This is a genomic window from Streptomyces sp. SP18BB07 (assembly GCF_036322545.1).
GTDB classification, from domain to species: Bacteria; Actinomycetota; Actinomycetes; order Streptomycetales; family Streptomycetaceae; genus Streptomyces; species Streptomyces deccanensis.
The window spans coordinates 15405-29304 of sequence record NZ_JAQYWT010000302.1 but is presented as its reverse complement, the minus strand read 5'-3'; the positions used below and the strand labels follow the sequence as shown (position 1 = coordinate 29304).

Genomic DNA, 13900 nt, shown 5'->3' with positions numbered 1-13900 from the left:
ACGGTTGAGGCAGAGATCCTGCTAAAGGGAGGTTCCATGAGACGTTCCCGACTTGCGGCATACATGACCTCACTCCTCCTCGCCGTCGGCGTCACCCTCACCGGGGCCGCGACGGCGCAGGCGTCCCAACAGGCCGCCGCCACCGGCTATGTGGCGCTCGGCGACTCCTACTCCTCGGGTGTCGGCGCGGGGAGCTACCTCTCCTCCAGCGGCGACTGCAAGCGCAGCACGAAGGCCTACCCCTACCTCTGGGCGGCCGCCAACGCTCCCTCGACCTTCGACTTCACGGCCTGCTCGGGCGCCCGAACGGGTGATGTTCTGGCGAGTCAGCTCGGGCCGCTCGGCCCGAGCACGGGGCTGGTCTCCGTCTCCGTCGGCGGCAACGACGCCGGCTTCGCCGACGTCATGACGACCTGCGTCCTGCAGTCAGACAGCGCCTGCGTCTCCCGCATCAACACGGCGAAGGCGTACGTCGACTCCACGCTCCCCGGTCAGCTCGACAAGGTGTACTCGGCGATCAGCGCGAAGGCACCGGCCGCCCATGTGGTCGTGCTCGGCTACCCCCGCTTCTACCAACTCGGCGGCACCTGCGCCGGCCTCTCCCAGACCAAGCGGTCCGCCATCAACAACGCGGCCGACTACCTGAACACCGCCATCGCCAAACGCGCCGCCGACCACGGGTTCACCTTCGGCGACGTCCGCTCCGCGTTCACCGGCCACGAACTGTGCTCGGGCAGCGCGTGGCTGCACAGCCTCAACCTGCTGAACATCGGGGAGTCCTACCACCCGAAGGCCGCCGGGCAGTCGGGCGGCTATCTGCCGGTGTTCAGGAACGCGGTCTGAGGTCAGGAAGGGGCATGAGGTCAGGCACGCGGCCTGGGATCAGGCGCGCGGCCTGACGGCCCCGTTCAGGGCTCCGGCTCCGGCGCCGGCTTCGTCGTCGTAGTCGGCGTCCGAGCCGCTGTAGCCGTCCGGGTTCTCCGAGTCGTCGGAGGGGGAGGTCCCGCCCGTGGTCGGGGCCTCCGACTCGCACGTCACCGAGAACGCGACCTTGTTCGACTCCGTCTTCACCGGGCCGCGCACCTCGACGCTGATCTCGTCCGTGTGGCTCCCGTTGGTCGAGACGACGACCCGGTCCTGCTTGGTCCTCTCACCACCGGACGCGAACGACAGGGTCTTCCAGCCCTCGTCCTCGACCTCGCCGCTCCTCGCCACCCACCGGTAGTCGACGTCCACGGGGACGCTGCCCACGGTGAACGTCGCGGTGAAGGTGGGCGCCTCGGCGTCCTGCGGCGGACAGGCGCCGGTGTAGTCGGTGTTCGAACCCTCGACGGTCACCTCGACCGACTGGGCGGGCGGCTCGGTGGTCGGCTTCTCCTCGTCGGTGGGTGTCTCCGAGGGCGTGTCGTCGCCGCTCGTCTCGTCTCCGCCGCCGGGCTCCTCGCCCGTACCGCCGTCGCCCGTCTGGTCGTTGGTGCCGCCCACCGTGCCCGCCCCGTTGGTCGGACTGCCGTCCTTCCCGCCGTCGTCCTGGTTGACCAGGGCGTACGTCAGACCGGCGATGGCGAAGGCGATCGCCGCGATCCCCGCGACCAGGAAGACGAGGGCCCTGCGGTTGCGGTCCGGCGCCGGGGAGGAGCGGGTCGCCGCCGGGGTGGCGTGCGGCGGGGTCGGCGGCCCGAACTCGTTCGTGCCCGGCCCCGGGCCGGTGCGTGCGCCCGGCGCCGGGCTCGGGAAGGCGGACACCGTCGGGCTGTACGGGGGCGTCGCGACCGTGTCGGAGCGCGGGGTGCCCCCGGCGCCGATGATCCGCAGGTCCCGCTCGGCCTGCTCGGCGGGGATCCGTTCGGCCGGATCCTTGCGCAGCAGCCCCTCGATCACCGGGGCCAGCGGACCGGCCCGGTGCGGCGGCGGAAGCTCCTCGTCGACCACCGCGCGCAGGGTGCTCAGCGGGGTGTTCTGCCGGAACGGCGAGTTGCCCTCGACCGCCGCGTACAGCAGCACCCCGAGCGACCACAGGTCGGACTCGGGGCCGAACGCCCGGCCGAGCGCCCGCTCGGGGGCGAGGAACTCAGGGGAGCCGATGACCTCACCGGTCATGGTCAGCGCGGAACTGCCCTCGACCGTGGCGATGCCGAAGTCGGTGAGCACGACCCGGTTGTCGTTGGAGATGAGCACGTTGGCCGGTTTCACGTCCCGGTGCAGCACCCCGGCCTCGTGCGCGGCGCGCAGCGCGGACAGCACCTCGGCGCCGATCTGCGCGGCGCGCTGCGGAGACAGGGGGCCCTCGCCGTCCAGGAGGTCGGCGAGCGACAGACCGCGCACCAGCTCCATCACGATCCACGGGCGGCCGTCCTCCATCGCCACGTCGTACACCGTGACGACGTTGCGGTTGGCGACCCGGGCCGCCGCCCAGGCCTCCCGCTCCAGCCGGGCGTACATCCGCTCCACGTCGGAGACGGCGATACCGCCCGGCGCCCGCACCTCCTTGACGGCGACCTCGCGGTGCAGCACCTCGTCGCGGGCCCGCCACACGGTGCCCATGCCGCCCTCGCCCAGCGGGGTGAGCAGCCGGTAGCGGCCCGCGATCACCCGTTCACCGCCCGGTTCTTCGGACACGGCCATCCCCCGTCACTCGCATCCGCCCACGCATCGGCCCGGAATCTCCACTCGGTGCGATTTCTCCCCAAAAGTAGCTCAGCCCAGTGCGGATGTTGCCCCCCTGAACACCAGAACGGCACCGAGCGCGACGACCAGCAGAGCCGAGGCCAGCGGTACGGTCCGGCGCACCAGCGCGGCCGTCGGCCCGCCGAGCCGGCCCTCGCCCCGGTCCATCACCCGCGTCACCCAGCCGCCCGCCTTCACGACGGCGTACCCGGCCGCCGTCAGCGTGAGCGCCAGCCCGATGCCGTACGCCAGCACGAGCAGCAGCCCGAACCACGCCTTCCCCAGCGCCGCCGCGCCGACCAGGACGACCACGGCCGACGGGCTCGGCACCATGCCGCCCGCGAAGCCGAGCAGGATCGTGCCGCGCAGGGTGGGCGCGGTGGGGTGCGTGTGGGTGAAGCCGCCGTGGGTGTGCGTGACACCACCGCCGAAGAGGGAGCGCTTCTCCTTGGGGGCGTGGTCGTGGCTGTGACCGTGCGTGTGGTCGTGACCGTGGCCGTGGTCATGGCTGTGGGAGTGGCCGTGGTCGTCGTCGTGTTCGTGGCTGTGGGGGGCGACCGACGTGTGGGTGTGCGTGTGGGTCGCGCTGTGCGCGTGGGTGTGTGAGGGTGCGGCCTGGGCGAGTACGAGTTCGCGGCTGGGCTCGGGCTGGTGGTCGTGCGAGTGGGTGTGCCCGTCTCCGTGGTCGTGGCTGTGGCTGTGCCCATGACTGTGGTCGTGGCCGTGGTCGTGCTCATGGCTGTGGTCGTGACCGTGGTCGTGATCGTCGGCGTGGTCGTGGTCGTGGTCGTGGTCGTGGTCGTGCGAGTGACCATGACCGTGGCCGTGCCCGTGCGTGCTCGCATGCGTGAGTGACAGTTTGCGGTTCAGCCATGCGCGGCGGGCGAGGGTGACGCCCGCGCCCATCACGAACAGGCCGCTGGCGATGCCGAGCCAGGTGATCACGGACGGGGCGGCGGCGGAACCGGCCAGGACCAGGAGGCCGAGGGCGACGACGCCCAGGGTGTGGGTGACCGTCACGGACGCGGCCATGGGCAGGACGTCACGCATCCGGGCCCGGTCGCGGGCGGCGGCCGTCGCGGCCATCAGGGTCTTGCCGTGGCCCGGCCCGAGCGCGTGCATGGCGCCCAGGAACATGGCGATACCGAAGGCCAGGGCACCGAAGCCGAGGGTGAGGTCCTGGCTGGAGACCAGGTCGTCCAGGGCCCTGGTCCAGCGGTCCGCGCCGCGCGGCAGGATCGAGGAGCCCGGCGCCGCGCCCTCCTGCTCGGCCAGCGCGGGACCGCCCGGCTCCACCTGGAGGGAGGCCTTCGCCGTGTCCTCCGGGGACTGCAGCAACTCCGCCGGATACTCGGTGAGTTGCTTCGAGACCGACTCCTCCGGCACGTCCGACCCGGTCAGCGTCATCCGGTCGCCCCGGGCGGTGACCTCACGCCAGCCGGGCCCGGAGTCCACGGCCGCGTGGAAGGCCACGTCGGCGGCCCGGTCCGGCAGCGGGGCCGTCAGCCGGCACTCCACCCGCAGCGTCTTCAGGCCCGCCTGGCCCGGCCGTTCCTCGGCCCGGCTCGACTTCAGCGCCACCTCGGCGGCACTCCCGTCGACGGTGACCTCACTGCCCGCGGCGGCCTTCTCGCACCGATCGCGGGCCCAACTCTCCATGCCCTGGCGCTCGATGGCGGGCTCGGCCTGGGTCGCCGGGATCTCCGCCAGGTCCTCGACGTGGAGGATCCTCAGCTGTCCGGGGGCGGCGACCAGGCCGTCGTACCGGTTGACGGTGAAGTTGCCGAGGGGGTGGGCGCTCGCGGCCTGGGCGGGACCGAGGACGAGCGCGCAGGCGGCCACCAGGACCGCCGTGCCGGAGGCGAACACGCGCCGGGTAGGGGTCACTTGGCGGTCTCCAGAGCCTGCAGTGCCTTCAGGGTCTTTCGGGCCTCTGCCGCGCCGAGCGGCGAGAAACCGGCGTTGAGGTCGAGCGCCGCCTTCAGCGAGGTGCGGGCGTCCTTCTTCTCGCCGGCCGCGTACTCGACCATGCCCCGGTGGTACAGGAACGTCGCGTCCTTGTATCCGGTGGCGGTGGCCCGGCGGGCGTACGGCAGGGCCTCCTCGTCGCGGCCGTTGACGTGCAGCGCCCAGGCGAGGGCGTCCGCCGTGTGCACCGTCTCCCGGCGTTTCCACTCGGCCTCGGCGGCCCGCAGCGCGGCCTTGGTGTCGCCGTGGTCGGCGGCGGCGAGCGCGGTGTCGAGGTCGGCGTTGACGCCGTTGGAGCGGGCGATCGCGGTGTAGGCGTCCACCAGGGCGTACTGGTCGCCCGCCTTGGTCCTCTCGCCCTTCGCCTCGTACAGCTCGCCGAGCACGACGAGCGGTCCCGGCAGCGGATAGGAGGACACGACCTGCTCCAGGCCGCGGATCGCCTCCGCGTCGTCGCCGCTCGCGGCCTGGGCGCGGGCGCGGCCCTCCAGGGCGGGGAGATAGGTGTCGTCGGCGCCGAGGGCGCGGGCGTAGTGGTCGAGCGAGGTCTTGTAGTCGCCCTGTTTCCAGGCGAGTTGGCCGAGCTGGGTGGCCACGTAGGCGATGTCGCCGCGGGTGGCCGCCGAGTCGAGGGCCTGTTCCAGGACGCGTCGGGCGGTCTTCACGTCGCCGCGCAGTTCGTACACATAGGCGTACCGGGTGAAGACGGGGATGCCGGGGCGGCGGGTGTCGGCGAGGCGGACCGCTTTCAACGCGTCGTCGTAGCGCCCCAGTTCGACCAGGGCGTCGACGCGGCTGCACAACGCCCGTTCGCTGTACGGGTTCTGCTTCAGCGCCTTGTCCGCGTACCGCAGGGCGTCCTCGAACTCGTGGCGGGCGGCGGCGAGGGCGGCGAGGCCCGCGAGCGCCGGGTCGTTGTCCGGGCGCAGCTCCAGCGAGCGCTGCAGGGCCTTCTCGGCCTGCGGGTAGCGGGAGGGGTCGCCCTTGACCCTGGCCTGCTCGACGTAGGCGAGACCGAGCGTGGACCAGGAGCCGAAGTCCTTCGGCTGAGCCTTGAGATGGGCCTGGAGCCGCTCGACGGCCGTGTCGAGGTCGCCACCGGCGAGCTGGGCCGCCGAGACACCCGGCGAGGAGGACATGGCCACGGTCCGGTCGTCGTCCCTGGCCCCCAGCGCCACCGCGAACCCGGTGAACGCCACGGCCAGCGCCGCCGCGCACGCGGTGACCCGAGCCAGCCGCCGCCGCCCTGACTCGGGCACGCTCTCCCGCCCCCGCCGGGAAGCCGCCCCAGGACCGGGCACGAGCGCGGTTACCGGGAGCCCCTCGCTCGTCGACGCGGCCTCGGACGCCCCACCGGACGTGGAGTCGGCCTCGGCGTCGGCCACCGGGCTCCCCTCAGCCTCGGACACCGACTGCGGGCCCGCGTCGGAACCGGCGTCGGCCCCGGGCTCGATCGCGGCGTCGGACCCGGTGTCAGTCCCCGGCCCAATCGCGGCAGTGGCGCCGATGCCGGCCGTCCGCCCCGACGCGGCAGCGGACCCGGTGTCGGTGTTCCGGTCGGAGTCGGTGTCCCGGTCGGATTCGGTGGGTTCGGCCCGGTCGTCGGGTTCGGGGGTTCCCTCGTCGGGACGCGGACGCCCGTGCTGCGGCGCGCTCTCGTTCGTACGCGGGGACATTCCCTCTCCTCAACAGCCTTGCCGGGTGCGGTGATCGTGGTCGTGGGGCGCGGCCCGCGCCGTGGGGGATGGATACGAGCGGGCCGCGCCGGTCACGGCGGCCGGGCCCCATGGGGAAGGGCCCGGACGCGGGGCCGGCTAGTAGTACGCGCGGTCGTTGCGACGGCGCCACCACAGCAGACCCGAGCCGATCAGCAGGACACCGGCCGCGCCGGCGCCGGCCGAGGCGGCGATCAGCGTGGTGTCGTCGGTGCCGCTCTCGACACCGCCGCCCAGCGCGCTGCGGACGTTGTTCGTGGTGTTGCCCTTGACCGTCTTGCCCCGCGAACCGGCCGTCGGCAGACCGACGTACGGGAAGGACTTGCCGAACTTCTTGTCGTTCTTGTCGACCGCGTCACCCAGGTCGTTGGGCGCGTCGACCAGTTCGCCCTCGACGACCTGGAGCGCGATGTCGAGCACGTCGTCGGTGAGCCGGCGTCCGTTCGGGAAGCCCTGGTTGTCACCGTCGAGCACGCCCAGCCGCTTCGGCTTCGCCGTGGGCTCGATGGAGGTGTTGAGCCGCAGCTGCTCCGAAGGGGTCACGTGCGGCGGCTGGTTGAGGCCCTCGACGCCCTTGAGGAAGACGTCGACGAGGTCGTTGCGCGGCTCCTTGGGCGCCGGGATCTTGTAGATCGCCTCGATGAGCTTGGGCAGCTCGGGCTCGGTGACGTTCTTCAGGAACTGGGCGTCGTCGACCGGCGAGGACGCGTTGAACTTGTCCTTGTCGCCTATGGGGTTGACGACCTCGTTCACCAGCGGCATGCCGAGGCGCGACACCTGGTGGTACTGGCCGTCGGCGCCCTCGCGCTGCGTCGTGGACCAGATGCCGACGATCGGCTGGTCCTTGGACTGGACGAGCGCCTCGCTCGGGATCTGCAGGGCGATCGAGTTGACGTTGTAGCCCTTCAGCGTGTCCCGCCCGACCTCGGAGAGGTCACCGCCGTACAGCAAGTCGAAGACGCGCAGGTCCAGGAAGAACGGGTCGTCGGCCTGACCCGCGTACGTGGTCACCCCGCTCGCCGTCTTGTACACGGCCTCGTCGCGCAGCTTCTTGAAGTCCGGCATCGACGCCTTGCCGACGTTCGACGGCGCCACCCACACGTCGTCCGCGAGCTTGGTCTTGGAGACCGCGCGCCGGTCCTTCAGCTTGATCAGGTCGATGTCGTACGTCTGCGTGATGTTCAGGTCGGGGTCGTCGAGGCTCTCGACGACGCCCGTGTTGTACAGGAAGGTCCTGTCGTTCTTCGTCTTCGTCTTGAACGTGTACCGGAAGACGAGGTCTTCCTGGGCGTCGCCGTCCTGGTCGACGCGGATGTCGTACTCCGCGTCCTCGGAGAAGGTGAAGAAGTTCGGTCCGCCCGCCGGCTCCTCGAAGGGGATCCAGTTGGCGATGACCGTCGTCGTGTCCGGCTTGTCGGGGCTGACGAACGCGTACACGTCGGTGTTGTCGAACTGGGGCTCCCCCGAGATCAGCGGGGCCTCCCGGTGGCTGGAGGCGGAGGCCGCCCCCGGCTGCAACACGGTGACGCCGGCGGCCGCGAGTCCTCCGGCGGCCAGCGAAGCACAGATGAGGGACGCGATGCTCCGCCGTCCCGCGCCGCTCCTGGAAGTAGGTGTCGTCATGCCGTCCGTCCTCTGTCCCAACTTGCCTGACGAACGCCATTCGGAGCGGTCGGCAGGGTGGATTGGTCGAATCCCAAACGTTCTTACGGCGCGTTTGAAAGGTTGTTTCAGCGGAGAGCGGGATTTGTTGATCCGGATCTCGTCCGGATCCGTAACCCCATCCGGAGGTGGGTCGGTTGCGAATGCCTTACGCGCGGGGATGGCCGTGCTCGGTCGGAGGCGAGGGGGAGCGAGTGGAGGCGGACAGTCTTCTGGTCCGGGTGGCCGGGGGCGACCAGCGGGCGTTCGAGGATCTGTACGCCCTGGTGTCCGGCCCGGTGTTCGGGTTGGTGCGCCGGGTCGTACGGGATCCCGCGCAGTCGGAGGAGGTGGCCCAGGAGGTGCTGCTCGAACTCTGGCGCTCCGCGGGCCGGTTCGACCCGGCGCGGGGCAGCGCCCTGTCCTGGATACTCACGCTCGCACACCGTCGCGCGGTGGACCGGGTGCGCAGCGCCCGCGCCGCCACCGAGCGCGAGCAGCGCGAGGGACGACGCAACCACCACCCCGCCTTCGACCAGGTCGCCGAGGAGGTCGAGGCGGGACTCGAACGCCAGTGGGTGCGCCACTGCCTGGAGAAGCTCACCACCCTCCAGCGCGAGTCCGTCACCCTCGCCTACTACGACGGCTACACCTACCGTGAAGTGGCCGAGCGGCTCTCACTGCCGCTGGGCACGGTCAAGACCCGTATGCGCGACGGACTCACACGGCTGCGCGAATGCCTGGGAGGAGTCGCATGAGCGCCCTGTACGGCCGGCCCGGGGGAGGTGCGCGGTGAGCCTGTTCCGCCGCGAGGATCTCCACTCGCTCGCCGCTCCCTACGCACTGGACGCCCTGGAGCCCGACGAGCGGCGCCGCTTCGAGCAGCATCTGGAGGGCTGCGACCGCTGTCCGGCCGAGGTGCGCGCCCTGTCCGAGGACGCGGTCCGCCTCGCCTGGTCGACGGCCGCGCCGGCCCCGGCCGCGATGCGCGACCGGGTCTTCGCCGCCGTGCGCAACACGCCGCAGGAGGCCAACGCGCCTCAGCAGAACCAGTCCTGGAGCGCCCAGCCGCCGCGGTCCCAGCACCTGCCGAGGCATGTGTGGGGGACCGAGCCGCCGCCCAGGTCGCGCGCCCGTGCGCCCCGGCTGCGCTCTTGGCTCGTCCCGCTGGCCACCGTCACGGCCGCCGCCGCGCTCGTGGTGGCCTCCCTCTTCGCCGTGCAGGCCGACCGCACCCGTGACGAGCTGGCCGCCGAGCGCGCACAGGCGAGTGAGATCGCCCACGTTCTCGCCGCGCCGGACGCCCGCGCGACCAGTGACCGGGACGGGAAGGGCCACAGAATCGGAGTGATCGCTTCCGCAGAGGAGGGGAGCGCGATCGTGACCCTCAGCGGATTCGAGGACCTCCCGAAGGACCAGGTGCACCAGCTCTGGCTCATGCGCCCCGACGTGCAACCACGCTCCCTGGGCCTCTTCGACGGCGACACGCCCTTGGTCACGAGCGGAATGAACACCGACGCGACGTCACTCGCCGTGACCGTCGAACCCGACGGTGGATCACCGCAGCCCACCAGCCAGCCAGTTGTCCAACTCGCCCTGGAATCGGTCGGATTCGGAGAGTAATCAACAACGCCGTTACAGGGTAGGTGAATACCGGGACCGTGATTCCCGAGTGCTCCAACGGGGCGATATGGTTACGCTGCCCGGGCCGGGTGGACTCGTACGGGTGGGGAGTGACATGGAACAGATAACAGTGCGCAGGGCGCGAGTCCCTGCGATCACATGCGGGAGCAGCGCGACCAGCTCGCGCCTCGACCGGCATCTCTCGGTGCTGAGCGGCCCCGCCGTGCCACAGCGCGAGGCGGCCGAGGCGACCTCGCTGATGCGCGAGATAACGTCACGTTCCCCGCAGGAGCGCAGCAGCCGCAAGGACACGCGCGTCGGCCGGGTCTCGCTGTTCGCCCCCCTCAAGAGGCTGCGCCGCTCGCTGTTCGGCAGCCGCTAGCACCACAGCACCAAGGGTTTCCCCGCAGGAGGCCCGCGCTCAGGCCACCACGCCGTCCCGGCGCAACGCTGCGATCTCGTCGTCCGTCATCCCCGCGGCACGCAGCAGCGACCCGGTGTGCTCCCCGAGCGCGGGCACCGCACCCATCCGCGGCTCGTCCCCGCCCGGCAGCGTGATGGGCGGCAGCAACGCCCGGAGCGGCCCCACCGGTGACTCCACTTCCCGCCACCGGTCCCGGGCCGCCAATTGCGGATGCTCAGCCACCTCCGTCACGTCCCGTAGCCGCGCGCAGGCGATCCCCGCCGCCTCCAGCCGTGCCAGCGCCTCGTCGGTGTCCAGCACCCCGAGCGCCTGCGCGACCAGCTCGTCCGTGCGTTCCCGGTGCTCGACCCGCGCCGGATTCGTCGCGAAGGCCGGGTCGTCCGCCAACCCCGGTCGCCCCAGCACCTGTTCGGCGAGCCGCCGCCACTCCCGGTCGTTCTGCACCGACAACAGCACCCGCCCGCCGTCCGCCGTCGGATAGGCGTCGTACGGCGCGATCACCGCGTGCCCGAGCCCCGTGCGGGCCGGGGCGCCGCCGCCGTGCATGGCGTGGTGCAGCGGATGTCCCATCCACTCGGCCAGCGCCTCCAGCATCGACACCTCCACCGGCCCACCCCGCCCGGTCGTGCCCCGCCGGACGAGCGCCGCGAGCACCCCCGAGAACGCGTACATCCCGGCGGCGATGTCCGCCGCCGGGATGCCCGCCTTCACGGGCCGCTCCGGGGTCCCCGTCACCGACACCAGCCCCGCCTCGCACTGCACGAGCATGTCGTACGCCCGCTTGTCCGCGTACGGACCCGACGCCCCGTAGCCCGAGATGTCCACGGCGATCAGCCGGGGGTGCACGGCGCACAGCGTGGCCGCGTCCAGGCCGAGCCGGGCCGCCGCGCCGTGCGCGAGGTTCTGCACGAACACGTCCGCGTCCGCCACCAGTCGACGGACGACGGCCAGGCCGCGCGGGTCCTTCAGATCCAGCGCGAGCGACTCCTTGCCCCGGTTGCACCACACGAAGTGCGAGGCCAGACCCCGGGCCGCCGTGTCGTAGCCGCGGGCGAAGTCACCGCCGTCCACCCGCTCGACCTTGATCACCCGCGCGCCGAGGTCGGCGAGCTGCCGGGTGGCGAAGGGTGCCGCGACGGCCTGCTCGACGGCGACGACGGTGACGCCGTCGAGGGGCAGGGGATCACCGGCGCGGGGGAGTGGACGCATGCGGTGGATCATGTCCCCGCCGGGGCGCGGTTGTCACCAGGGAGTGCCGCGTGTCACGTGCCCCGGCACGGTCCCCCGGGGTCGGCGAAGTCCGGCCCGTCCCCCGAACGGGCCGGACGTCACCTCGGGCCCGCCGCGTACGTGCGGACCGCGAGCGGCACGAACACCGCGAGCAGGAGCGCGCACCAGAGCAGCGACCCGGCGACGGGATGCGTCACCGGCCAGGCGGCCCCCTCCGGGACGGCCGCGTTGCCGAAGAGGTCGCGCAGGGCCGTCGCGACCGCGCTGATCGGGTTCCACTCGGCGGCCGTGCGCAGCCAGCCCGGCAGACCCTCGGTCGGGATGTACGCGCTGGAGAGCAGCGGCAGCAGGAAGGTCGCACCGCCCAGCTGTCCGGCTGCCTCCTCGTTGCGGGTGAGCAGCCCCAGGAAGATGCCGATCCACACGCAGGCGAACCGGAACAGCAGCAACAGCCCGAAGGCGCCGGCCGCCGCGAGCGCGCCCCCCTCGATCCGCCAGCCCACCGCCAGCCCGACGAGCAGGAACAGCAGCGACCCCACGACGGTGACCACCAGGTCCGCCAGCGCCTGACCCAGGGGCACGGCGGCCCGGCTCATCGGCAGTGTTCGGAAGCGGTCCATCACGCCCCGGTGGGTGTCCTGGGCGGCCTGGAACATCCCGGTCATGATCCCGCCGGAGGCCGTCGCCACCAGCAGACCGGGCACCAGGAACCGCCGGTACTCCTCGCCGGGCACAGCGAGGGCGCTGCCGAAGACGTACCCGAAGAACAGCAGCATCGAGACGGGCATGATCTGGGTGAGGATCAGCAGGCCCGGGTTGTTGCGGACCCGCCGCAGCTGCCGGCCCAGCATCGCCGTGCCGTCGTACGCCAACGCGTTCACGCCGCACGCTCCTTGAGGTCTCGTCGGTCGCGGCGGTCTGCCGGGGCGCCCTCGGTGAGGCGGAGGAAAACGTCGTCGAGGGTGGGCGGGCGCAGGCTCGCGTCGAGCAACGGCACGCCCGCCGCGTCGAGTTCACGTACCAGCCGGGGGAGCGTGAGCGTCGGGTCCAGCGCGATCACGCCGACGGCGTGCCGCTCGTGGTCGAACGACGGCTCCGTGCCGGTCAGTTGGTCGAGCACACCAGCCGCCGCCGTCATCGCGTCCGCGTGGGCCACGACGACCTCCGCGTACGAGCCGATGAGCGCCTTGAGTTGAGGCGGCGAACCGCTGTGCGCGATCCGGCCCCGGTCCATCAGCACGATCCGGTCGGCGAGTTGGTCGGCCTCCTCCAGGTACTGCGTGGTCAGCAGGACGGTCGTCCCCTCCTCCTTCAGCGCGCGCACGGCGTCCCAGGTCCGGTTGCGGCTGACCGGGTCCAGGCCGGTGGTGGGCTCGTCGAGGAAGAGCACCGCCGGGCGTCGGACGAGGCTGACCGCGAGGTCGAGCCGGCGGCGCATACCGCCCGAGTAGGTGGAGACCGGCCGGTCGGCGGCCTCGGTCAGGCCGAAACGGTCGAGGAGTTCGGCCGCGCGGGCGGCCGTGTCGCGGACCCGGTGCAGCCGGGCGAACAGCCGGAGGTTCTGCCGTCCGGTGAGGTCGCCGTCGACCGACGCGTACTGCCCGGTCACCCCGATCACCCGCCGGACCGCGGCCGGCTCCCGCACGAGGTCGTGGCCCGCGATCCGCGCCGATCCCGCGTCCGGCCGCAGCAGCGTCGCCAGCAGCCGTACGGCCGTGGTCTTGCCCGCCCCGTTCGGGCCGAGCATCCCGACCACCGTGCCCTCCTCCACGGCGAGATCAAGGCCGCGCACGGCACGGACGTCGCCGAAGCGCTTCTCCAGACCCTCACTAAGTACAGCGTACGTAGTAGTCATGGGCTGACCATAGCGCATTACGTACGCTGTACGTAACTAGGATGGTGGCCGAGGTGATGATCGATGGCTGGCCGAGCGGCCCGACCCGAAGTGATCTGGGCGCGCCCCGAACGCACCGGCCGGGGGCCGAGACCCGCGTTCAGCCGCGCGGACATCGCGGCGGCGGCCGTACGGCTCGCCGACGCGGGCGGCCTGGACGCCGTGTCCATGCGGCACGTGGCAGCGGAGCTGGGCTGCGGCACGATGTCGCTCTACAACTACGTGCCGCGCAAGGAGGACCTGTACGAGCTGATGGTCGACGCGGTCGGCGGGGAGCACGAACTGTGGGAGCCGGGCGGCGACTGGCGGGCCGATCTGCGGCGGGTCGCCCACCAGACACGTGACCTGCTGCGTCGCCACCCCTGGATGCCCCGGCTGATGTCGCCGGTCTACGGCTTCAGCCCCAACGGGCTGCGGTATCTGGAGCACTGCATGGCCTGCATGGACTCGCTCGAAGCGCCGTACGGGACGAAGATGCAGCTCCTGGGGATGCTGAACGGCTGCGTGACGACCTACGTCGCCAACGAGCTGGCGACCGCCGAGCGGGTGCGGTCGCTGCCGTGGTCGGAGGAGCGGGAGAACGAGGTCCGGATCGCCTACCTCGGGGGGCAGATCGCGAGCGGCGCGTATCCGCGGCTGGCGGCGGCGTTCATGGAGGACTCCGGGCCGATCGATCTGGAGGCCGTGTTCGAGTGGATGCTGGGCAGGGTGCTGGACTCGTTCGCGCCGTAGAGAGCC

Annotated in this window: 12 protein-coding genes; 5 read left to right on the top strand and 7 right to left on the bottom strand. The window is 72.0% G+C overall.

What is annotated here, in order from left to right:
• Positions 1-36: 36 nt before the first annotated feature.
• On the top strand, positions 37-843 hold the full coding sequence (locus PUR53_RS18920; protein ID WP_329900401.1) for an SGNH/GDSL hydrolase family protein: 807 nt from the start codon (positions 37-39) through the stop codon (positions 841-843).
• Between the two features lie 39 nt (positions 844-882).
• Here the strand turns inward: PUR53_RS18920 and PUR53_RS18915 are convergent, their stop codons facing one another.
• The 4 genes from PUR53_RS18915 to PUR53_RS18900 all read right to left on the bottom strand — a co-directional run bounded on the left by PUR53_RS18915 (position 883) and on the right by PUR53_RS18900 (position 7973).
• A complete protein-coding gene (locus tag PUR53_RS18915) occupies positions 883-2625 on the bottom strand; it encodes a serine/threonine-protein kinase (RefSeq protein WP_329909003.1) in 1743 nt (580 codons plus the stop codon).
• A 72-nt stretch (positions 2626-2697) separates the two neighbouring features.
• Entirely contained in the window at positions 2698-4554 is a 1857-nt protein-coding gene (locus PUR53_RS18910) for a nickel transporter (protein WP_329909002.1), read from the bottom strand.
• Positions 4551-6311, bottom strand: a complete 1761-nt coding sequence (locus PUR53_RS18905; RefSeq protein WP_329900398.1) for a tetratricopeptide repeat protein — start codon at positions 6309-6311, stop codon at positions 4551-4553. Before PUR53_RS18905 ends, PUR53_RS18910 begins: the two co-directional genes overlap by 4 nt.
• 138 nt (positions 6312-6449) lie before the next feature.
• Entirely contained in the window at positions 6450-7973 is a 1524-nt protein-coding gene (locus tag PUR53_RS18900) for a DUF4331 domain-containing protein (RefSeq protein WP_319239183.1), read from the bottom strand.
• A gap of 233 nt (positions 7974-8206) precedes the next feature.
• Here PUR53_RS18900 and PUR53_RS18895 point away from each other — a divergent pair, with 233 nt between their 5' ends.
• From PUR53_RS18895 to PUR53_RS18885, 3 genes are all read left to right on the top strand, one after another.
• Positions 8207-8749, top strand: coding sequence for a sigma-70 family RNA polymerase sigma factor (locus PUR53_RS18895; protein ID WP_239753044.1), 543 nt, complete (start codon positions 8207-8209; stop codon positions 8747-8749).
• Between the two features lie 34 nt (positions 8750-8783).
• The gene (locus tag PUR53_RS18890; RefSeq protein ID WP_329900397.1) at positions 8784-9614 is read left to right on the top strand and encodes an anti-sigma factor; all 831 of its coding nucleotides are present in this window, start codon (positions 8784-8786) and stop codon (positions 9612-9614) included.
• A gap of 115 nt (positions 9615-9729) precedes the next feature.
• Positions 9730-9996: a hypothetical protein gene (locus tag PUR53_RS18885; protein ID WP_033531581.1), complete on the top strand. Its 267-nt coding sequence runs from the start codon at positions 9730-9732 to the stop codon at positions 9994-9996.
• Positions 9997-10035: 39 nt separating this feature from the next.
• Here PUR53_RS18885 and PUR53_RS18880 read toward each other — a convergent pair whose 3' ends face one another.
• From PUR53_RS18880 to PUR53_RS18870, 3 genes are all read right to left on the bottom strand, one after another.
• Positions 10036-11259, bottom strand: coding sequence for a CaiB/BaiF CoA transferase family protein (locus PUR53_RS18880; protein ID WP_329900396.1), 1224 nt, complete (start codon positions 11257-11259; stop codon positions 10036-10038).
• Positions 11260-11366: 107 nt separating this feature from the next.
• Complete coding sequence (locus tag PUR53_RS18875; protein ID WP_329900395.1) at positions 11367-12149, bottom strand: ABC transporter permease; 783 nt, start codon at positions 12147-12149, stop codon at positions 11367-11369.
• A complete protein-coding gene (locus PUR53_RS18870) occupies positions 12146-13123 on the bottom strand; it encodes an ATP-binding cassette domain-containing protein (RefSeq protein WP_329909001.1) in 978 nt (325 codons plus the stop codon). The genes PUR53_RS18875 and PUR53_RS18870 overlap by 4 nt, the downstream gene beginning before the upstream one ends.
• Before the next feature lie 63 nt (positions 13124-13186).
• Between PUR53_RS18870 and PUR53_RS18865 the strand changes: the two genes are divergently transcribed.
• Positions 13187-13894 carry a TetR/AcrR family transcriptional regulator gene (locus PUR53_RS18865; protein ID WP_329900393.1) on the top strand — a complete coding sequence of 236 codons (708 nt, stop codon included), beginning with the start codon at positions 13187-13189 and terminating at the stop codon, positions 13892-13894.
• Positions 13895-13900 lie beyond the last annotated feature (6 nt).